The 19,834-nt window shown below is 69.5% G+C and carries 20 protein-coding genes; 5 read left to right on the top strand and 15 right to left on the bottom strand.

The genetic code is table 11. The features are described from left to right. Nucleotides 1–3: 3 nt before the first annotated feature. The 5 genes from HQK15_RS11975 (at nt 4) to HQK15_RS11955 (ending at nt 6,298) form a co-directional block, all read left to right on the top strand. Nucleotides 4–1,962 carry a glycosyltransferase family 2 protein gene (locus HQK15_RS11975; RefSeq protein WP_173491681.1) on the top strand — a complete coding sequence of 653 codons (1,959 nt, stop codon included), beginning with the start codon at nt 4–6 and terminating at the stop codon, nt 1,960–1,962. Then, complete coding sequence (locus HQK15_RS11970; RefSeq protein WP_173491680.1) at nt 1,959–2,297, top strand: STAS domain-containing protein; 339 nt, start codon at nt 1,959–1,961, stop codon at nt 2,295–2,297. Before HQK15_RS11975 ends, HQK15_RS11970 begins: the two co-directional genes overlap by 4 nt. Further along, complete coding sequence (locus HQK15_RS11965) at nt 2,290–2,724, top strand: ATP-binding protein (protein ID WP_173491679.1); 435 nt, start codon at nt 2,290–2,292, stop codon at nt 2,722–2,724. Before HQK15_RS11970 ends, HQK15_RS11965 begins: the two co-directional genes overlap by 8 nt. A gap of 92 nt (nt 2,725–2,816) precedes the next feature. Continuing rightward, nucleotides 2,817–5,216: an OpgC domain-containing protein gene (gene opgC / locus HQK15_RS19125; RefSeq protein ID WP_173491678.1), complete on the top strand. Its 2,400-nt coding sequence runs from the start codon at nt 2,817–2,819 to the stop codon at nt 5,214–5,216. Nucleotides 5,217–5,347: 131 nt separating this feature from the next. Further along, the gene (locus HQK15_RS11955; RefSeq protein ID WP_173491677.1) at nt 5,348–6,298 is read left to right on the top strand and encodes a type IV toxin-antitoxin system AbiEi family antitoxin domain-containing protein; all 951 of its coding nucleotides are present in this window, start codon (nt 5,348–5,350) and stop codon (nt 6,296–6,298) included. A 67-nt stretch (nt 6,299–6,365) separates the two neighbouring features. Here the strand turns inward: HQK15_RS11955 and HQK15_RS11950 are convergent, their stop codons facing one another. The 15 genes from HQK15_RS11950 to HQK15_RS11880 form a co-directional block, all read right to left on the bottom strand. Continuing rightward, complete coding sequence (locus HQK15_RS11950) at nt 6,366–8,672, bottom strand: RelA/SpoT family protein (protein WP_173491676.1); 2,307 nt, start codon at nt 8,670–8,672, stop codon at nt 6,366–6,368. 172 nt (nt 8,673–8,844) lie between these two features. Beyond that, a complete protein-coding gene (locus tag HQK15_RS11945) occupies nt 8,845–9,375 on the bottom strand; it encodes an adenine phosphoribosyltransferase (protein ID WP_173491675.1) in 531 nt (176 codons plus the stop codon). Nucleotides 9,376–9,456: 81 nt separating this feature from the next. Beyond that, nucleotides 9,457–9,939, bottom strand: a complete 483-nt coding sequence (locus tag HQK15_RS11940; RefSeq protein WP_173491674.1) for a hypothetical protein — start codon at nt 9,937–9,939, stop codon at nt 9,457–9,459. Between the two features lie 80 nt (nt 9,940–10,019). Next, entirely contained in the window at nt 10,020–11,120 is a 1,101-nt protein-coding gene (gene secF, locus HQK15_RS11935) for a protein translocase subunit SecF (protein ID WP_173491673.1), read from the bottom strand. After that, on the bottom strand, nt 11,120–12,763 hold the full coding sequence (gene secD, locus HQK15_RS11930) for a protein translocase subunit SecD (RefSeq protein WP_173491672.1): 1,644 nt from the start codon (nt 12,761–12,763) through the stop codon (nt 11,120–11,122). The genes secF and secD overlap by 1 nt, the downstream gene beginning before the upstream one ends. After that, nucleotides 12,763–13,068 (bottom strand): preprotein translocase subunit YajC, encoded by a 306-nt coding sequence (gene yajC / locus HQK15_RS11925; RefSeq protein ID WP_367649147.1) that lies wholly within the window; start codon nt 13,066–13,068, stop codon nt 12,763–12,765. Before yajC ends, secD begins: the two co-directional genes overlap by 1 nt. Nucleotides 13,069–13,185: 117 nt before the next feature. After that, the gene (gene ruvB / locus HQK15_RS11920; protein WP_173491670.1) at nt 13,186–14,256 is read right to left on the bottom strand and encodes a Holliday junction branch migration DNA helicase RuvB; all 1,071 of its coding nucleotides are present in this window, start codon (nt 14,254–14,256) and stop codon (nt 13,186–13,188) included. After that, entirely contained in the window at nt 14,256–14,846 is a 591-nt protein-coding gene (gene ruvA / locus HQK15_RS11915; protein ID WP_173491669.1) for a Holliday junction branch migration protein RuvA, read from the bottom strand. The genes ruvB and ruvA overlap by 1 nt, the downstream gene beginning before the upstream one ends. Continuing rightward, a complete protein-coding gene (gene ruvC, locus HQK15_RS11910) occupies nt 14,843–15,382 on the bottom strand; it encodes a crossover junction endodeoxyribonuclease RuvC (protein WP_173491668.1) in 540 nt (179 codons plus the stop codon). Before ruvC ends, ruvA begins: the two co-directional genes overlap by 4 nt. Before the next feature lie 93 nt (nt 15,383–15,475). After that, nucleotides 15,476–16,237, bottom strand: coding sequence for a YebC/PmpR family DNA-binding transcriptional regulator (locus tag HQK15_RS11905; protein WP_173491667.1), 762 nt, complete (start codon nt 16,235–16,237; stop codon nt 15,476–15,478). A 61-nt stretch (nt 16,238–16,298) separates the two neighbouring features. Beyond that, nucleotides 16,299–16,898 (bottom strand): pyridoxal 5'-phosphate synthase glutaminase subunit PdxT, encoded by a 600-nt coding sequence (gene pdxT, locus HQK15_RS11900; RefSeq protein ID WP_173491666.1) that lies wholly within the window; start codon nt 16,896–16,898, stop codon nt 16,299–16,301. Between the two features lie 35 nt (nt 16,899–16,933). After that, nucleotides 16,934–17,962: a signal peptidase I gene (locus tag HQK15_RS11895; protein ID WP_173491665.1), complete on the bottom strand. Its 1,029-nt coding sequence runs from the start codon at nt 17,960–17,962 to the stop codon at nt 16,934–16,936. Further along, on the bottom strand, nt 17,962–18,567 hold the full coding sequence (locus HQK15_RS11890) for a TasA family protein (RefSeq protein WP_173491664.1): 606 nt from the start codon (nt 18,565–18,567) through the stop codon (nt 17,962–17,964). The genes HQK15_RS11895 and HQK15_RS11890 overlap by 1 nt, the downstream gene beginning before the upstream one ends. Beyond that, complete coding sequence (locus HQK15_RS11885; RefSeq protein ID WP_173491663.1) at nt 18,560–19,219, bottom strand: LPXTG cell wall anchor domain-containing protein; 660 nt, start codon at nt 19,217–19,219, stop codon at nt 18,560–18,562. Before HQK15_RS11885 ends, HQK15_RS11890 begins: the two co-directional genes overlap by 8 nt. Next, nucleotides 19,216–19,773: a signal peptidase I gene (locus HQK15_RS11880; RefSeq protein ID WP_173491662.1), complete on the bottom strand. Its 558-nt coding sequence runs from the start codon at nt 19,771–19,773 to the stop codon at nt 19,216–19,218. Before HQK15_RS11880 ends, HQK15_RS11885 begins: the two co-directional genes overlap by 4 nt. Nucleotides 19,774–19,834 lie beyond the last annotated feature (61 nt).

The raw sequence follows: 19,834 nt of genomic DNA, 5'->3' as shown, positions 1-19,834 counted from the left end.
ACCATGCGGACCTGGCTCCTGCGCCTCTTGGTGCTCGTCACCGCGATGCTCGGCATCAACTACGTCGTGTGGCGCTGGCTGTTCTCCCTCAACTGGGACGCGTGGTGGATCGCCGTTCCCCTCGTGATCGCCGAGACCTACAGCCTCATCGACTCCCTGCTCTTCGGGCTCACGATGTGGCGCGTCAAGCGTCGCGGCGAGCCCGACGCGCCGCCCGAGGGCGCGACGGTCGACGTGTTCATCACGACCTACAACGAGCCGCTCGACCTGGTGCAGAAGACCGCGCTCGCGGCCCAGGCCATCACCCACCCGCACGAGACCTGGCTGCTCGACGACGGCAACCGGGCCGAGCTCGGCGCGTGGGCCGAGGCCAACGGCATCGGCTGGATCCGGCGCTCCGAGGACTGGATCGACCGGCCGCGCCACGCCAAGGCCGGCAACATCAACAACGCCCTGATGGCGACCGAGGGCGAGTTCCTCCTGATCCTCGACGCCGACCAGATCCCCGAGCCGAACATCCTCGACCGCACGCTCGGCTACTTCCGCGACGAGCAGGTGGCGCTGGTCCAGACGCCCCAGGTCTTCACCAACGTGCCCGACAGCGATCCGCTCGGCAGCCAGGCTCCCCTTTTCTATGGCCCCATCCAGCAGGGCAAGGACGGCTGGAACGCCGCGTTCTTCTGCGGCTCCAACGCCGTCATCCGCCGCGAGGCACTGATGCAGCTCGGCGTGGCCCGCTACGTCGGCGAGGTCGAGGTGTCCGTCAACCGGGCCCTGCGGACGTCCAAGGCTGTCCTGGCCAAGGCCACGAAGCAGCTGACGCCCGCCGACGAGCACCTGCGCGCCTCGCTCGACGAGGTCGCCTACGACGTCGGACGGGCGCAGCGCGAGCTGCGGCGCGGGCTGGCGATCGCCGACGTCACCTATCGCTTCCAGCAGCGGGTCGACGCCATCAGCCGCGGTCTGGTCGAGTCCGACATGCGCGCCCTGCAGGCCGACCTCGCGGCGATCGAGACCATGTCCGACCACATCGACGACATCGACGGTGGTCTGGCCGTCATCGACATGACGGCGCTCGACCAGATGTCGCACCGCGACTGGTCGCCACTCGGCGCGCTCGAGACCGTCCGCGCGCTGATCGGGGCGATCGACGTCGATCGCGGGCACGAGGCCCAGCCCATCATGCCGCTGGCGACGATCTCGGTCACCGAGGACATGGCGACCTGCATGCGCCTGCACACGATGGGCTGGCGCTCGGTCTACCACCACGAGACGCTCGCCTACGGCCTCGCGCCGGAGGACCTCGGCACGATGCTGACCCAGCGCCTGCGCTGGGCCCAGGGCACCGTGCAGGTCATGTTCCGCGAGAACCCCCTCACGCAGCGTGGTCTGACGATCGCCCAGCGCCTCATGTACTGGTCGACGATGTGGAGCTATCTGTCGGGGTTCGCAGCACTCGTCTACATCGCCGCGCCGATCGTCTACCTGACGATCGGCGTCCTGCCGGTCGACTCGCTCGGCAGCGACTTCTTCGCGCGGCTCATCCCGTTCCTCGTGGTCAACCAGCTGCTCTTCTTCGTCGTCGGTCGTGGCGCCAAGACCTGGCGCGGGCAGCAGTACTCGTTGGCCCTGTTCCCGGTGTGGATCAAGTCGTTCACCTCGGCGTTCGGCAACGTGTTCCTGGGTCGCAGCCTCGACTTCGCGGTGACTCCCAAGACCCGCCAGGAACGCCAGGGCCCGCCGTGGCACCTCATCAAGCCCCAGCTGTGGGCGATGGCGCTGCTGGTGCTCGCCTCGGCGGCCGGCATTGCACGCCTGGCAACCGGGGAGGCCGACCCGCTCGGCACCTGGGTCAACATCGTGTGGGTCGTGTTCGACCTGCTGATCTTCAGCGTCCTCATCCAGGCCGCGCTCTACCGCGGCTACCAGCCCGACGACATCCACGAGAAGGAGCCTTCATGACGGAGTTCACGGTCGAGCGCAGCGATCAGGGGGTCGGTGTCATCCGCCCTGTCGGCCGGTTGACCATGGTGTCGGCTCGCCAGCTGACCGAGGCCATCGCCGGGCTCGTCGACAGCGGCACCCCGCGCATCGCCGTCGATCTCTCGGCGACGGAGTTCATGGACTCCTCAGGCCTCGGGGCGCTGATCGCCGGTCTCAAGTCGACCCGACAGGCCGGAGGCGACCTGCGCATCGCGGCACCCAACGAGCAGGTCCTGACGATCCTGCGCCTCACCAACCTCGACAAGGTCCTGCGCCCGCGCGACTCCGTGGAGGAGGCCTTCGACCGTGGCTGACGAATCGGCCGTGACGCTCACGATGGTCGCGCCCCTCGGCCCGGCGTCGCTCGACGAGGTGCACGACCTCGTCGCCCGCCTCTTCGACGAGGTGCCCGACACGTCGATGGTCGACCGCATCCGGTTCGAGACCGCGGTCATCGAGGTCGCCGGCAACATCCTCGAGCACTCCAGGCGCACCGATCCCCCCAGCGACGAGCCGCGCAGCTTCGACATCGTCCTGCGCGGAGATCGAGGCGAGCTCGCCGCGGAGTTCCGCGACGACGGGCGACCCGTCCAGATCGACTTCGAGCAGATCTCCATGCCCGGCGAGGACGCCGAGGACGGACGGGGGCTGGCGCTCGCGCTGGCCACGGTCGACGAGATCTCGCACGAGCGCCATGACGGCCTCAACATCTGGCGCATCACCTGCCGCCGATCGGAATGACTCGTCGATCGGGGGGCCGGCACGGCGTACCAGCAGCGTTGCTCGCGCTGCTGACTGCGTTGCTCGTCCTCGCACCTGTGTCGGCCGGTGCCGTGAGCCCCAGTCCCGTGCCGGCACCCACCCGCGAGCCGTGGTTCGGGCCGGTCCTCGACTGGACCACCGACGGCGCCACGCAGTACGCCGAGCGGCTCGGCACCGGACCATCGCTGTACGGGCAGGCCGTCCGCTACCCGTTGTCCAGCGACGACAGCACCTACCTGCGGCAGTTCGTCGAGCAGGCCGCCCCGTACGGCAGCGTCGCGCAGCTGACGCTCGAGCCGACGAAGCCGCTCGACGACCTCACCGGCCGTGACGCCCGGTCGTTGGCCCGCCAGCTCGAGCGGCTCCACCAACGGCACGGCACGATCTTCCTGGTGCGGTTCGCCCCGGAGATGAACGGCTCGTGGACCACGTGGGGCCAGCAGCCCGACGCCTACAGGGCGGCCTTCCGCACCGTGGCGAAGCAGGTCCACGGCCTGGCGCCGCACTCGGCGATGCTCTGGACGGTGGCCTACGGTGCCGGCTACCCGTTCGGCAAGGCGTACGGCGCTGTGCCCGGATCGGGTCCGCGGGTCGCAGCCCAGCTCGACACGTCCGGCGACGGCAAGGTCGACGCCCGGGACGACCCGTACGGCCCCTACTACCCCGGCGCCGACGCCGTCGACTGGGTCGGCACCACGATGTACCACTTCGGTCGACGACCCGACTTCGGCGACGGCCTGCAGGCTCGTCCCGGCGAGGTCGAGGCCAGGCTCGCCGAGACCTACGGCTACGGATCGGACGCACCGAGCGACCGGGTGCCGTTCTACGACCGGTTCTCGCGCGACACCGGGGCGCCGTTCGCCATCGAGACCGGCATCCTGACGATTCCCGGCAGCAAGGGCGGCGATCCCGAGCTCACGGTCAAGCGCGACTGGTGGAGCCAGCTGTTCGACCCGACGATCCGGCTCACCCACCCCAACATCGCCGCCTTCGCCTGGCTGGAGAAGCAGCGACCCGAGGAGGAGGTCGACGGCCTGGTCGTCGACTGGCGTGCGACCCACACCGGTGAGCTCGCCGACGCCCTGCGCACCGACCTGGCGCGCGACGGCCTGCTGACGGGGCCGGTCACCCGGGCGCTCGACCAGGAGACGGCCAACGAGGCCACGACGCAGTATCGCGAGCGGCCCGGCACGACCGACCAGATGGGTTGGATCGTCGCGTGCACCGTGCTCGCGCTCGGCCTCTTCATGCTGGCCGGGGCCGCGACGCGCTGGCGGCCCCAGTGGCGCTATTCCCCCGAGGACGACCCGCGCGACCGACGCCTCGACTTCCTGCGCGGATGGACGATCGTGGCCGTCGTCGTCACCCACATCGAGGTCGCGGGCCCCTACTCGTACGTGACCCTCAACGCGATCGGCGCGATCACCGGCGCGGAGATGTTCGTCCTGCTGTCGGGCGTCGTCCTCGGCATGGTCTACCCGATCGGCGTCAAGCGCCTCGGCGAGTGGGGCGCGGCCGTGGGGGCGCTGCGGCGTGCGCGCAAGCAGTACGTCACCGCACTCGCCGTCGTGACGCTCGTGTGGCTCATCGGGCTGCTCCCGGGGGTGTCGGCCCGCGTCGTCACGACCTTCACCGACCGCGGCACCGGCGCCGACGGCACCACGTCGGCCGGCCAGGTCTACGACCTCTACGGCAACTTCCCGCGCCTGTTCGACTACCCACCACCGTGGTACGCCGTCCAGCAGTTCCTCCTGCTCGAGATGGGCCCGTGGGTCTTCAACATCATGGGGCTCTTCGTGGTGCTCTCGCTGCTCGTGCCCGCGCTGATGTGGCTGATCCGCCGCCGGATGTGGTGGATCGTGCTCGGTGTCAGCTGGGTGCTCTACCTCGTTGAGGCGCAGACCCACTGGCATCCGCTGCCGTCGCAGTTCGAGGTCGTCTTCCCGCTCCTGTCGTGGCAGATCGCCTTCACGCACGGCCTCGTCATCGGTTACTACCGTCGCCAGATCACCGCAGCGCTCGTCACCCGCCGGGGCATCGCGCTGGTCTCGGTGCTCGTCGCCGGCTACGCCGGCACGCTCGCCCTCCTGTGGGCCGGGCAGCATCTCGGGTTCACGGTGCCGTTCACCGACCAGGGCACGTACGACTGGCTCTATCCCCACCTCTACCAGCGCACCAACCTGCAGGCCGGCCGGCTGCTCGACCTGGTCCTGGTGCTCGTGACGGCCTACGCGCTGCTCACGGCGTGCTGGCTGCCGCTCAACCGGGTCTTCGGCTGGTTCTACGTGCCGCTGGGCACGGCGAGCCTCTACGTCTTCATCGTGCACGTCTTCTTCGTGCTGGCCGTCGGCAACGTCCCCGGTCTGGACCGGATGAGCTGGTGGCAGGGCACCCTGGTCCACACCGCCGTGCTCGCCGCCATCTGGCTCATGGTGACCCGCAGGTTCCTCTTCAAGCTCATCCCCACCTGACGCTGACGAGACCGTTCCCGCCCCTCGAGGAGAGGGTTGCCGCCCCTTCGCGAGAGCGTTCCCGCCCCTCGATGGGCTCCCTGTGGACGGACGACTCGACGCCGGCGCGCGATGACGATGAGATCCCATGCATGTCATGGCTCCTGAACGACGGTCATCCCTTCACGCCGGCCCAGGCCCGCGATCTCGGTCTCACCGCCAAGGCCCTGCGCCTGCACCTCGAGCAGGGTCTGGTCAGGCGCGAGTTCCGCGGCGTCTACCTCGATGCCAAGGTCCCTGACTCCCGCGCGACCAGGCTCCGGGCGCTCCGGCTGGTCACTCCGCCGAACGCGGTGGTGTGCGACGAGACAGCGGCCTGGGTCCGCGGCGTCGAGGTCTTCGCACCCGGGCGGCGCCACGACTTCGAGCCGTCGATGGTCGTCCGGCACAGCGGAGCCAGGGTCGAGCGCACCGGGTCTCGCGGCCGCCAGGCGATCCTCACCGATGACGACATCGAGGTCGTCGACGGCGTCCAGCTGACCACGCCGCTGCGCACCACGTCCGACCTGCTGAGACGCATGTACAGGCCGTACGCCCTGGCAGCGGGCGACGCCGTGGCACGTGCCGGACTCGTCGACGTGCCCGAGCTCGTCGACTACGTCGCGCGGCGCAAGGGCTATCGCGGCATCGTCCAGGCACGAAGCCTCGCGGCCATCGTCGACCCACGGGCGCAGTCGCCGGGCGAGTCGTGGCAACGGCTGCGCATCCTCGACGCGGGCCTCCCCCCGCCCGAGCCCCAGTTCGAGGTCGTCGACGACTTCGGTCGGTCGTACTTCATCGACCTGCCCTATCCCGAGCTGCTGATCGGCACGGAGTACGACGGTCGCGAGTTCCACACCGACGACGAGCATGCGGCTCACGACCTCGAGCGACGCGCCTACCTGAGCGACGTCCTCGGGTGGCGGTGGGTGCTCGGCAACCATCCGCGCATCTTCGGGACCGACACGTCGTTCGAGGACGAGCTGGGAGCCCTGCTGGGCATCACGCCGCTTCCGCGGCGCTGGGGCATGCTGGCGCCGAAGTCCCGCCGACCTGCCGCCTGAGGGCGGCAACGGTCTCCTCGAGGGGCAAGAAGCCTCTCGCCGAGGGGCGGAAAGGGTCTCGTCAGCGTTATTGGGTGAGGCGGTAGACGTCGAAGACGCCTTCGACGGTGCGCACGGCGCTCAGGACGTGGCCCAGGTGCTTGGGATCGGCCATCTCGAAGGTGAACTTCGACTTGGCCACGCGGTCGCGGCCCGTCGACAGCGAGGCCGACAAGATGTTGACGTGCTGGTCGGAGATGACCCGCGTGATGTCGCTGAGCAGACGCGGCCGGTCGAGCCCTTCGACCTGGATCGCGACGAGGAACGTGCTCTTGCCGGTCGGCGCCCACCGCACCGAGACCAGACGCTCGGGCTGCGAGCGCAGCGAGATGAGGTTGACGCAGTCGGTGCGGTGCACCGACACACCCGCGCCGCGGGTCACGAAGCCCTGGATCGTGTCGCCCGGCACCGGCGTGCAGCAGCGAGCGAGCTTGATCATGACGTCGTCGCCCTCGAGCCCCTCGACGATGACCCCGGCATCGCCCGTGTCGGCGCGACGACGCGAGCCCACCCCCGGCAGGGTCGTGGCCTCGGCGAGGTCCTCCTGCGCCCCCTCGCGTCCGCCGGCGAGGTCGATCACGCGGTCGACGACGCTCTGCGCCCCGACGTTGCTCTCGCCCACCGAGGCGTAGAGCGTCGAGACGTCGGGCAGGTGCAGCTCCTGGGCGACCGTCGCGAGCGTCTCGTGCTTGAACAGGCGGTGGAGCGGGAGGCCCTCCTTGCGCATCTGCTTGGCGATCAGGTCCTTGCCCCGCTCGATCGCCTCCTCACGACGCTCCTTGGTGAACCACTGGCGGATCTTGTTGCGGGCCCGGGGGCTCGCGACGAAGTCGAGCCAGTCACGGCTCGGGCCGGCGTCGGGCGACTTGGAGGTGAAGATCTCGACGACGTCGCCGCTCTCGAGCGTCGACTCCAGCGAGACCAGACGACCGTTGACGCGGGCACCGATGCAGGCGTGACCGACCTCGGTGTGGACGGCGTAGGCGAAGTCGACCGGAGTCGCGTCGGCCGGAAGCTGGATGAGGTCGCCGCGCGGGGTGTAGGCGTAGACCCCGGCGTTGTTGATCTCGAAGCGCAGGGAGTCCAAGAAGTCGACCGAGTCCTCGGTCTCGGACTGCCAGTCAAGCAGCTCACGCAGCCACAGCATGTCGTTGCCGTCGGGCGCCTTGCCCCCCTTGACCCCGGCGGACGAGTCCTCCTTGTACTTCCAGTGCGCCGCGACGCCGTACTCGGCGCGACGGTGCATCGCGTAGGTGCGGATCTGCAGCTCGACAGCCTTGCCCTGCGGGCCGATGACCGTGGTGTGCAGCGACTGGTACATGTTGAACTTCGGGACCGAGATGTAGTCCTTGAAGCGTCCGGGGATCGGGTTCCAGCGCGCGTGCAGCACGCCGAGGACGCCGTAGCAGTCGGCGACCGAGTCGACGAGGATGCGGACTCCCACGAGGTCGAAGATGTCGGAGAACTCGCGGCCGCCGACCAGCATCTTCTGGTAGATCGAGTAGTAGTGCTTGGGCCGGCTCGACACCGTCGCCTTGAGCTTGACGTGGCGCAGGTCGGACTCGACGTCGCCGACGACCCGCTCGAGGAACTGCTCGCGCGAGGGCGCACGGTCGGCGACGAGCCGGACGATCTCGTCGTAGACCTTGGGGTGCAGGGTCGCGAACGCGAGGTCCTCCAGCTCCCACTTGATGGTGTTCATGCCGAGGCGGTGGGCCAGCGGCGCGAAGATCTCGATCGTCTCGCGGGCGATGCGCTCCTGCTTGTCCTGGCGCAGGTAGCGCAGCGTGCGCATGTTGTGCAGGCGGTCGGCGAGCTTGATGACCAGGACGCGGATGTCGCGGCTCATCGCGACGACCATCTTGCGGATGGTCTCGGACTGCGCCGAGTCGCCGTACTTGACCTTGTCGAGCTTGGTCACGCCGTCGACGAGGTGACGGACCTCCTCACCGAAGTCGGCCGTCAGCTGCTCGAGCGTGTAGGGGGTGTCCTCGACGGTGTCGTGCAGCAGTGCCGCGCACAACGTGGGCGTCGTCATGCCGAGCTCGGCGAGGATCGTCGTGACCGCGAGGGGGTGCGTGATGTAGGGATCGCCGCTCTTGCGCTTCTGCCCGTCGTGCATGCGCTCGGCGATCTCGTAGGCCTTCTGGATGGCCGAGATGTCGCCCTTGGGATGGGTCGCCCGATAGATCTTGATCAGCGGGTCGAGCACCGTGTCGGGCGATGCGGCCTTGCTGCCACCGATGCGCGCCAGACGGTTGCGCACGCGCGCAGAAGCCGGGGCCGAGTCGGTGTTCTTCGACTCAGCCGGCGGTGCTTCGATCCGATCAGCCACGCGCTCTCCTCACTGTTCGTCCAGTCTAGTCCGAGGGTGTGCACATGGCGGGCGGTCAGACCAGCTCGCCGAGCAGCGTCGCCGCAGCGCCGAGCACGAGGATCGCGACCAGCACGAGGGCGACGATGCGGACCTGATGGGGATTCATGGCTCTCGATTCGTGGAGGAAGGCTCAGTAGGTACGGACGGCGACGCATCCGACGGGCGACAGACGCTCGACGCCGCCGAGGGGCGCCAGCTCGATCATGACCAGGTTGCCGGCGACGGAACCCCCGGCCTGGGTCACCAGGTCGGCGGCCGCCTCCATGGTGCCGCCGGTCGCCAGGACGTCGTCGACCACGAGCACCCGCGCGCCGGGCCTCAGGGCGTCGACGTGCATCTCCAGGGTCGCCGACCCGTACTCGAGGTCGTACGACGTCGAGAGCGAGTCGGCCGGGAGCTTGCCGACCTTGCGCACCGGCACGAACCCCGCGCCGAGCCGCAGGGCGATCGCCGGACCGAAGATGAAGCCGCGCGCCTCGATGCCGAGCACGGCGTCGATCGAGCCGACCTCACCGGCGAGGTCGACCATCGCGTCGACCACCGCGGCCAACGCGTCGGCGTCGCCGAGCAGCGGCGTGATGTCGCGGAACGTGACACCGGGCTCGGGCCAGTCGGCGATCGGGCGCACCAGGCGGTCGATCGTGGCGTGGACGTCGGTCATGCAGGACTCCTCAGGGGTGGAACGGCGGGACGTCAGCAGGTCCCGCGGGCGAAGCCCACGAGACCTGCCGAGCCTGGTGCGTCAGGACGCGTCGAGATCGACCTTGCAGACGTCCTTGGCGTGCTTGGTGATGGCGTCGTTGGCCGTGGTGAACTCCTTGCTGTCGAGACCCTGGAGCGTCTGGGGAAGCTTCTGCAGCTTCGCCACGTCGACGCCCTCGGGGATCTCTCCGGCCTGGACCTTGCCGAGGTCGGACAGCTTCAGACCGGCGTCCTCGAAGGCCTTCTCGACCGTCGAGATGCCCTTCTCGAGCGTGACCCACTCGTCCTTGACGGCGTCGGGTGCCTCGTCGCCCAGCGCCTTGAACTGGTCCAACGCCTCGTTGAACTGGGAGACGTCGCCGCCGTTGAGGCCCTTGATGTAGGTGGCTGCCGACTTGATGTCCTTGCAGTAGTCGGCCTCGGAGCCGCCAGAGCCGCCCGAGCTGCCGCCGTCACCCCCGCCGCAGGCCGCGAGCGAGCTGCCGAGCAGGACGGCGCCTGCGACTGCGAGTGAGATCTTCATGGTTGTCCTCCTGGTCGCGACGATGCCGGGCCCGTCCCGCGCCGCAGTGGGGTGCGATCAGCATGGCACGCGGCCAGGGCTCAGGACGAGCCGCCCTTGCCGCGTTGCGAGCGGGGCTTGCGACTCGGCTGCGCCCGCTTGGCGGCGCCCGAGGCCTGCACCGGACGACTCGGAGCCGCACCGGCCGCGACCGGCGCCTCAGCCTCCTTGGCCCGCCGGGCGAGCACGCGCGCTGCCTGGGCCTTGATGGCCGGCTCACGCTCCTTGAGCTGCGAGGCCAACGGGGTCGCGATGAAGATCGACGAGTACGCGCCGGCCAGCATGCCGACGAACAGCGCCAGCGCCAAGTCCTTGAGCGGACCGGTGCCGAGGATGAACACGCCCGCGAACAGCAGCGCGCCGACCGGCAGCAGCGCCGTGATCGAGGTGTTGATCGACCGCACCAGCGTCTGGTTGAGCGCCAGGTTGGCCTGCTCGGCATAGGTCCGGCTCGACGACTTGAGGATGCCCTTGGTGTTCTCGCGCACCTTGTCGAACACGACGACCGTGTCGTAGAGCGAGAAGCCGAGGATCGTCAGCAGGCCGGTCACGGTGGCCGGCGTGACCTCGAAGCCCGACAGCGCATAGACGCCGGCCGTGATGACCAGGTCGTGCGCCAGGGCCACGATGCCCGCGACCGACATGCGCCACTCCCGGAAGTAGGCCCAGATGAAGATCACGATGATCACGAGGAACACGATCAACCCCGTCAGGGCCTTGGTCGCGACCTGCTTGCCGTAGGTCGGACCGATCAGGTTCTGGCTCACCTCGGTGGCGCCGGCCTCCTTGAGGGACGCGGTCACCTGGGTCGCCTCGTCCTGGGTCAGGGCGCGCGTCTGGATCCGGATCGTGTCCTTGCCCGACGTCTGCACCGTCGGGTCACCCGCGTCGGGCACCCCGGCGTCCTCGACGCCCTGGACCATCGCGTCGGTCGAGGCGGCGTTGGCGACCTGGACCTTGGCCGTGAACTCGACACCGCCCTTGAACTCGACGCCCAGGTTGAACCCCCGCAGGACGAAGGCGAGCGCGGCCACGAGCACGATGACGGCCGAGATCACGTAGAAGAGCTTGCGGCGCCCGATGAAGTCGAACGAGACGCGGCCCTCGTAGAGGTGCTGTCCGAACGTGCTGATGCGTCCCATCAGTTGGCCTTCCTCACGGTGCTGGCGCCGGTGCGCGAGATCTCGGAGACCTTGCGGCCGGTGATGCCCAGGTGACCGGCATCGAGGCCGGAGAGCTTGTGCCCCTGCCCGAAGAACTTCGTCCGAGCCAGCAACGAGACCAGGGGCTTGGTGAAGAAGAAGACGACGAACACGTCGATCAGCGTCGTGAGGCCGAGCGCGAACGCGAAGCCGCGCACCACGCCGATCGCGAAGATGAACAACGTCAGCGCCGCGATGATCGACACCGCGTCGGCGGCGAGGATCGTGCCGCGGGCGCGGACCCAACCGGCCTCGACCGCGAGTCGCAGCGACTTGCCGTCACGCACCTCGTCGCGGATGCGCTCGAAGAACACGATGAACGAGTCGGCGGTGATGCCGATCGCCACGATCAGTCCCGCGATGCCTGGCAACGTCAGGGTGAACCCGACGCCCTTGCCGAGCAGCAGCACCATGACGTACGTCAGTGCGGACGCCACGAGCAGCGAGCCGATGATCACGAGCCCGAGGCCGCGGTAGTAGAACAGGCAGTAGACGACGACCAGGATCAAGCCGATGACTCCGGCCAGCAGGCCCGCGTCGAGCTGGGAGCCGGCGAGCGACGGCCCGATCTCCTCGCTGCCGTTGACACCGAACGTCAGGGGCAGCGCGCCGAACTTCAGCTGGTTGGCCAGGGCCTTGGACGTCGTGGCGTTGAACCCACCGGTGATCGACGAGACGCCGTTGGTAATGGCCGCCTGCGACGCCGGGGCCGTGATGACCTCGCCGTCGAGGACGACCGCGAACCGGTTCTGCGCCGGGGTGAGGGCCGTCGTGACGGTCTTGAAGGCGCCCTTGCCGTCACCCTTGAGCTCGATCCGGACGCTCCACTCGGCGCGCTGCGAGTCGTACTGCGGATCGGCGCTCTTGATGTCGGACCCGGGGATGACCGTGGGGCTGAGGATCTGCACCTCGCCGCGCGTCGTGTCGCACGTGACCAGCGGCTTGCCGGCGACGTCGTCGACGTTGACGCCGTCCGCGGAGCAGACGAACGAGGCGGCCTGCGCCTGGAGGGCCTCGATGCCCTTCTGGTACGTCTTGGGGAGCGTGTCGAGGCCCTGGGTCTCGGCCGTGATCATCTGGTCGAGCGTGAGCTTGCTCCAGTCGATGTCGTCGATGATCTTCTGCTGCGCCGCGGCGTCCTTCTCCGAGGCCGGCTTCGCAGCACTGCCAAGGTCGCCGGTCCACAGGAGACGGAACCTCAGCTGGGCGGTCTTGCCGACCTCGTCGACGATGCCGGCCTTGCGCTCGCCCGGGATCTCGATGATGACCTGGTCGCTGCCCTGCGTCGTGACCTCGGCCTCGGCCACGCCCGTTGCGTTGACGCGCTGGTCGATGATGTTGCGGGCCTGCTCGAGCTTGTCAGGGGTGACGTCGCCCTCGGTCGCCTTGGCCTGCAACGAGATGCGGGTGCCGCCCTCGAGGTCGAGACCGAGCTTGGGGTGCCAGGCGCTGCCGTCACCCTTGTCGGCGTTGAGGTCGATCAGGGCGACGAGGCCGTAGAGCGCGATCAGCACCGCGATGAACAAGGTCAGCGTGCGCTTGGGCCGAGGCAGGTTCGCGCTGCGCTGGGGAGAGCTGGCCATCAGTCGTCGGTGCCCGATTCGATGTCGGTCCCGGCGTCGACCGGGTCGGGGATGATGCGCGAGACGGCGTGACGGTTGACGACGATGACGGTGTCGGCCGCGACGCGCAGCTCGATCGTCTCGTCACCGATCGTGACGGTCTCGCCGAAGATGCCGCTGGCGAGCATGACCTGCTGGCCGGGAGCCAGCTGGCTCTGGAGCCCCTGGAACTCGCGCTGGCGGGCGCGGGCGGGCCGCAGGACCAGGAACCAGAAGGCCACGACCAAGATCGCGATGGGCAAGACGGTGGACGCCCAGTTTTCCACGGTGAAAGCTCCCGTACGAGTGTGAGTGACCTGAGCTCGGCTCAGGAACGGCCGGAGGGCCGTCGGATAGTTTAACCCGGCAACCGTTCCAGCATGCCGCGCCTCACTCCGTGTCCGTCAGGCAGGGTCGTCAGGCAGCGCGAGCTGGTCGACTCCCGCCGGCGCCGCGAGCCCGAGGTGGCGCCAGGCGGCGGGTGTCGCGACGCGACCTCGCGGCGTCCTGGCCAGGAATCCCAGGCGCACCAGGAACGGCTCGGCCAGCTCCTCGACGGTCTCGCGCTCCTCGGCGACCGCGACGGCCAGCGTCGAGACGCCGACGGGTCCGCCGCCGAAGCTGCGGCACAGCGCGTCGAGCACGGCCCGGTCGAGCCGGTCGAGGCCGAGCTCGTCGACCTCGTAGAGCGAGAGGGCCTCGCGGGCGACGTCGTGGTCGACGACTCCCCCGGCCCGCACCTCGGCGAAGTCGCGGACCCGGCGCAGCAGCCGGTTGGCGATGCGGGGCGTGCCGCGGGACCGTGACGCGATCTCGCGGCCGCCGTCGTCGGTCACCTCGAGGTCGAGCAGGCCGGCGGACCGCACCACGATGCGGTGCAGCTCCTCGGCGTCGTAGTAGTCGAGCTGTGCGGTGAACCCGAAACGATCGCGCAACGGGCTCGGGAGCAGACCCGCGCGGGTCGTCGCGCCGACGACGGTGAAGGGCGGGATCTCGAGCGGGATCGCGGTGGCGCCGGGCCCCTTGCCGACGATGACGTCGACCCGGAAGTCCTCCATCGCCATGTAGAGCAGCTCCTCGGCCGGCCTCGACATGCGGTGGATCTCGTCGATGAACAGGACGTCGCCCTCGTTGATGCCCGACAGGATCGCCGCCAGGTCGCCGGCGTGCTGGATCGCCGGACCGCTCGTGATGCGCAGCGGCGCGGACAGCTGGGTGGCGATGATCATCGCGATCGTCGTCTTGCCGAGGCCGGGTGGTCCGGACAGCAGGACGTGGTCAGGTGTGCGACCACGTCCCATCGCTGCCTCGAGCATCAGCGACAGCTGCTCGCGCACACGCTCCTGCCCCACGAGCTCGTCGAGCGTGCGCGGGCGCAGCGCGGCCTCGAACGCTCGGTCCTCGGGCCGGGCGTCGGCGACGATCGCCTCGAAGGCATCGATGTCGTCGTCGCCGAAGTCGGTGTCGTCGCGCATCAGCGGGCCTTGGCGAGCGAGCGCAGCGCGTCGCGCAGAATCGTCGAGACGTCAGGCTCGCTGCCCGGCGGCAGATCGGCCGCGACGCGGTCGAGCGCAGCCTCGGCGTCGCGTGTGGACCAGCCGAGGCCGAGCAGCGCCTCGTTGACCTGCGACCGCCAGGCCGGTGCGCCTGCCGCGACCGTCGTGGTGACGCCCACGCGGTCCTTGAGCTCGACGACGATGCGCTCGGCCCCCTTGCGGCCGATGCCGGGGACGGACGTCAGGGTCGTCAGGTCGCCCTGGCCGATCGCCTGGCGCAGCCGGTCGGGATCGAGCACGGCGAGCATCGCCTGGGCGACCTTGGGGCCGACCCCGCTGGCGGTCTGGACCAGCTCGAACATGTCGCGCTCGTCGGGCGTCGCGAAGCCGAAGATCGTCAAGGAGTCCTCGCGGACGACCATCGAGGTTGCCAGCTGCACCTCGGTGCCGATGCGCAGGCCCGCGATCGTGGCAGGCGTGCACATGACCTGCATGCCGACTCCCCCGACGTCGATGACGGCTGAGGTGAGCGTGACGGCGGCGACGGGGCCGCGGACGTGGGCGATCATTGAGGTCCTCTCGTCGGGGTGGCGCGCGCGGCGGCCGCGACCGCCATCTCGAGGCGGTTCTGGGCGCCACCGCGCCAGATGTGGCAGATCGCGAGCGCCAGGGCGTCGGCCGCGTCGGCCGGCTTGGGGGCCTCGGTCAGCCGCAGCAGGCGGGTGACCATCTGGGTGACCTGCGCCTTGTCGGCCCGTCCGCTGCCGGTCACCGAGGCCTTGACCTCGCTGGGCGTGTGCAGGTGCACGGGGATGCCGTGGCGAGCGGCCACGAGCATCGCGATGCCGCTCGCCTGGGCCGTGCCCATGACCGTGCGGACGTTGTGCTGGCTGAAGACGCGCTCGACCGCCACGACGTTGGGCCGGTGCTCGAGCACGCTCGCCTCGACCATCTGCTCGAGCCGGTGCAGCCGACGGGCCGTGTCGAGGTCGGCCGGGGTGCGGAAGACTCCCACGTGCACCATCGTCAGCGGGCGTCCGACCGTGCCGTCGACGACGCCGACACCGCAGCGGGTGAGGCCCGGATCGATCCCGAGCACCCTCATGGCCGCGCCACCCAGATAGAACGCATGTTCGACAGCCTAGACGGCTCCCCCGTCACGCCGCGGGCGACGCGCCGAGGGACGGCCGGCCCGAGGTCACTCGACCTGGGCCATGACCTCGTCGGAGGCGTCGAAGTTGGCGAAGACGTTCTGCACGTCGTCACAGTCCTCGAGCGCGTCGATCAGCTTCATGATCTTGGTGGCGGCGTCGACGTCGACGTCGACGGTCATCGTCGGCACGAACGACGCGTCGGCCGAGTCGTAGTCGAGCCCGGCCTCCTGCAGCGCCGTGCGCACGGCCACCAGGTCGGTCGGCTCGCTGAGCACCTCGAACGACCCGTCGAGGTCGTTGACCTCCTCGGCACCGGCGTCGAGCACCGCGATCAGGACGTCGTCCTCGTTGGTCGGCCCGCCCTCCTGCTCCTGCGGGACGATGATGACGCCCTTGCGGTGGAACATGTAGGAGACCGAGCCCGGGTCGGCCATGGTGCCGCCGTTGCGGGTCATCGCCGTGCGGACCTCCATGGCGGCACGGTTGCGGTTGTCGGTGAGGCACTCCACGAGCAGCGCGACGCCGCCGGGCGCATAGCCCTCGTACATGATCGTCGCGTAGTCGACGGCGTCGTCGCCGACGCCTCCGCCGCGCTTGACCGCGCGGTCGATGTGGTCCTTGGGCACCGACGACTTGCGGGCCTTCTGGATCGCGTCGTAGAGCGTGGGGTTGCCGTCAGGATCAGGTCCACCGATCCGCGCAGCGACCTCGATGTTCTTGACCATCTTGGCGAACATCTTGCCGCGCTTGGCGTCGACGATGGCCTTCTTGTGCTTCGTGGTCGCCCACTTGGAATGGCCTGACATGGCGCTGCCCCTAACTGATGACTGGCGGGTCGTACGGCTGACTGGTCCTCGGCTGCCGGCGCTAGGCCTGCAAGACCTGGTCGACGAAGTAGCGGTGAATGCGATCGTCGCTCCCCACCTCGGGGTGGAACGAGGTCGCCATCAGGCTGCCCTGTCGGACCGCGACGATTCTACCGGCTGCCTCGCCCGTCGGGATCGTGGCAAGGACGTCGACCTCCGGACCGACCGCCTCGACCCAAGGAGCGCGGATGAAGACCGCGTGCACCGGGTCGGCGAAGCCGTCGAACGCGATGTCGCCCTCGAAGGAGTCGACCTGCCTGCCGAACGCGTTGCGCCGCACCGTGATGTCGAGCCCGCCGAGCGTCTCCTGCCCGACGATGCCGTCCTCGATGCGGTCGGCGAGCATGATCATCCCGGCGCACGTGCCGAAGGTGGGCATGCCGCCGCGGATGCGGTCGACGAGTGGCTCGAACAGCTCGAACGTCCGCGCGAGCTTGTACATCGTCGTGGACTCCCCACCCGGCAGCACCAGGGCGTCGCAGCGGGCGAGCTCCTCGGGCCGGCGGACGCTGAACGCGTCGACGCCGAGTGCTGTCAGGGCGTGCAGGTGCTCGCGAACGTCACCTTGCAGGGCGAAGACGCCGATCGAGGGGGAAGCCACCGCGGAAGTCTATCGACGGTGCGCTCCGCCTCACGTCATGGGACGAGCGTGCAGCTACGTCCCGAGCCGTTGCCGCTGAACGCGTAGGTGAACGATGTGCGCTCTCCCGTGGGTGAGGGGAAGAGGCCGACGAGCGTCAGGGTGCCGGCCTTGTTGTTGAGGTTGGTCGTGGACGTCCTGGTGCGCAGGTTTCCGGAGAAGGAGTCCACCTCGGTCTGACCGGCCGGCGTGCTGTACGAGTAGCGGAACTCCCACGTGGTCGGGCTCACCGGAGCAGTCCAGGTGATGGTGAGGCTGTTGCCGCTCGTGGTGCAGCCGGTGATCGTGACAGCCGCCGGTCGGGTGAAGGTGCCGGACGTCGCCGTGGCGGTGTCGGTGTAGTAGGCCTGGGTCTGCGCGCCCGAGAACACTCCGGTGACGCAGGTGCCGACGATCATGACCGACGTGATCGACGCCGCCTTCCGGCGCCCGGATCCCTTGCGTGAGCCCCCCTGGTCCGGGGCGCGCGGCGTCCGGGGCCGAAAGATGGTCAGCAGCACCACCCCGACGAGGAGCCCGCCGGCGAAGATCCCGATCGGGCCGGACGTGAACGAGACGACGTACCCGGCCTTCGGGATGTCGAACAGCACGCGCGGGGCCGAGTCCACGACGTAGACGTTCTCGTCGGGCACCCCGTTCGCGTCTCCCTTGAGGACGAGCGTGGCCTTGCCGTCGGACCGGGAGAGGTCCTTGATGCGGTGGGTGACGCGCACACCGGTCCCCGTCCTGACCGTCACGACGTCACCCACGGCGAGCTCGGAGGCGGGAACCGTTCGGGAGATCGCCAGGGCCCCGGTGTCGATCGCCGGCGCCATCGAGCCCGACCTGAACACCACCGGCCTGACGTCGAACGCCACGGCGACGACGGCACTCAGGACGCACAGCACGCCCAGGACGGCGCCGACCGTCAGGGTGACCTCACGGACGGCGCGGAACGAGAAGACCGCGCGGCGTCTGCGCTGGCGTCGCTCGGCCCGTGTCTCGGGGATCTCCACGTAGCCGAGCCGCATCTGGGGGTCGGACATTACGGGGCTCCGACCTGCTTAGCGCTGAACGTGAATGCGGCCGTGGCAGAGAGGCCCTGACCGGTCGTGGTGCCGGTCGGGATGGTGGCGACGACGCAGAAGGACTCACTGTCCCCGGGCTGGCCGCTGCGTGCCAGCGGACGGTTGGCCGTGATCACGCCCGTGGCCGTGGTGCTGAGAGCCGCGTTGTAGGTCTGGGTGCCGCCCGTGCAGGCCGTGCCGGTCGAGGTGCCACCCGGGACGACCCGGAAGACCAGGCTCGACGCGAGGCCGCCGGTTGCGGTGCCGGTTGCCGTGTAGGTGAAGTCGAGCGAGCCGGCGTTCTGGACGGCCACGGTCGCCGACTTGCTGTCACCGGGCTGCATGTTGCTCATCGCGAAGCTGGTGGTGAACGCGGTGGGGTCGTTGTCGGCGCCGCCCAGCTTGATGTCGAGAGTGCCCGCCTGGAACGTTCCGCCGGTGAGCGTCGCGGCGTCGGTCCAGTACGCGAGGGTGCCCACGGCTCCGAGGCCGAGCACGACCCCGAGGCTGAGGAGCGCCCGGACGGGCGCGCTGCGCAGGCTGCGCAGGCCCTGACGAAGTCGGGATGTGGAGTGCTTAGCCATGGGAGGCTCCCTCTGTGTGAGTACGTCGTCGTGCGATGAGTGCGGAGCCGGCGCCGATCAGGGCCGCGGCCAGGGCGGCCCACCCCATCGCGGGCGCGCCGGTGTCGGGCAGGAGCCCGGAGTCGGGCTGGACACCCGGGTCGCCGGGATCGGCCCCGGCGGAGTCGTCGAGCACCGCGCCGGTCTGTCGCAGGTTGACCCGGAACGACACGTCACTGGCCAGGAGCTGTGTCTCGTTGGTCGACGACTCGTCGAACGAGACGGTCACGGTGACGGGCACGATCTGCTCGTCCTCGATGTCCTCGATCGTGAGCAGGCGGTGCTCGTCGGCGTCCACCACGGTTCGTGACCGGCCCTCGGCGCTCGCCGTGATGCTGAGGTCGCCGGAGTCCAGGAGATCGGTGACTCGGGCACCGAGCACGTCGATGGTCAGCCGTGCGAGCGCATTGCCCTGGTTGCGGACGTAGAACACCTCGGTCCGCGTGTCGCCGGGAACCCACGCGATGCCGTCGTCGAACACGGTGCCGCCGAGGGTCGGGGTGAAGGTGATGCCGTCATGGCTCAGGCCCATCTCGTCCGCAGCCGAGGCCGGTGTCGCGGCGCCGAGCACGAGACCCACGACGGTCAGCAGACCGGTGATGAGGATCCTCATGCGGCCACGTCCTGCTTCGGACGCTCGGTCGCTGCGGGGCGGCGGACGTCCACGGCAGCGGAGACCAGCATGAACGCGGCGTAGATCACGAGACCGGAGCCGACCGCGACCACGGCCGCCTGGTGCTGGGACCGGTCGAGCAGCTGGTTGGCCCGACCGAGGTACGGCGCGGCGTACCAGAGCGTGCCCCGGATCTGCTCGGCGCGGACCGACCCGAGGTCGGGGGCCGAGTTGTCGTCGCCCTGGGTCAGCAGTCGGGTCGATCCGTCGTCGGCGATCTTCTCGCCGATCACGCGGTGCGTGGCTACCGCGGGCTTGCCCGGCTCCAGCTGGTACGTGATGACGTCACCGATGGCGATCTCGTCGATGGGAGTCGGCCGGACCACGACAAGAGTGCCCGGCGGGTAGGACGACGCCATCGACCCGGTGAGGATCGTGTAGGGCGTCCCGCCACCCAGGCGGGGAACCAGCACGCAGATCGCGAGCACGCCGAGGACCGCGAAGATCACGAGCCAGGAGACGACCTGGCCGATCCATCCGGCGATGCTCTTCACGAAGTCCTCGGTTCATGGAAGGTGTACCCGGGAGGGGCGCCGGCGACGGCCGACGCCCCTG

This window comes from Aeromicrobium stalagmiti, assembly GCF_013283745.1.
GTDB classification, from domain to species: Bacteria; Actinomycetota; Actinomycetes; order Propionibacteriales; family Nocardioidaceae; genus Aeromicrobium; species Aeromicrobium stalagmiti.
The sequence above is the reverse complement of the archived record's forward strand: the minus strand, read 5'-3'. Positions and strand labels throughout refer to the sequence as shown.

Coding starts and splice junctions, on each gene's coding strand:
- HQK15_RS11895 (WP_173491665.1), bottom strand. CDS start 17,962: ATGTCCGACCCCCAGATGCGGCTCGGCTACGTGGAGATCCCCGAGACA.
- HQK15_RS11975 (WP_173491681.1), top strand. CDS start 4: ATGCGGACCTGGCTCCTGCGCCTCTTGGTGCTCGTCACCGCGATGCTC.
- secF (WP_173491673.1), bottom strand. CDS start 11,120: ATGGGACGCATCAGCACGTTCGGACAGCACCTCTACGAGGGCCGCGTC.
- ruvA (WP_173491669.1), bottom strand. CDS start 14,846: ATGATCGCCCACGTCCGCGGCCCCGTCGCCGCCGTCACGCTCACCTCA.
- HQK15_RS11905 (WP_173491667.1), bottom strand. CDS start 16,237: ATGTCAGGCCATTCCAAGTGGGCGACCACGAAGCACAAGAAGGCCATC.
- HQK15_RS11945 (WP_173491675.1), bottom strand. CDS start 9,375: ATGACCGACGTCCACGCCACGATCGACCGCCTGGTGCGCCCGATCGCC.
- ruvB (WP_173491670.1), bottom strand. CDS start 14,256: ATGCGCGACGACACCGACTTCGGCGACGACGACATCGATGCCTTCGAG.
- HQK15_RS11940 (WP_173491674.1), bottom strand. CDS start 9,939: ATGAAGATCTCACTCGCAGTCGCAGGCGCCGTCCTGCTCGGCAGCTCG.
- HQK15_RS11955 (WP_173491677.1), top strand. CDS start 5,348: ATGTCATGGCTCCTGAACGACGGTCATCCCTTCACGCCGGCCCAGGCC.
- HQK15_RS11970 (WP_173491680.1), top strand. CDS start 1,959: ATGACGGAGTTCACGGTCGAGCGCAGCGATCAGGGGGTCGGTGTCATC.
- ruvC (WP_173491668.1), bottom strand. CDS start 15,382: ATGAGGGTGCTCGGGATCGATCCGGGCCTCACCCGCTGCGGTGTCGGC.
- HQK15_RS11885 (WP_173491663.1), bottom strand. CDS start 19,219: ATGAGGATCCTCATCACCGGTCTGCTGACCGTCGTGGGTCTCGTGCTC.
- secD (WP_173491672.1), bottom strand. CDS start 12,763: ATGGCCAGCTCTCCCCAGCGCAGCGCGAACCTGCCTCGGCCCAAGCGC.
- HQK15_RS11890 (WP_173491664.1), bottom strand. CDS start 18,567: ATGGCTAAGCACTCCACATCCCGACTTCGTCAGGGCCTGCGCAGCCTG.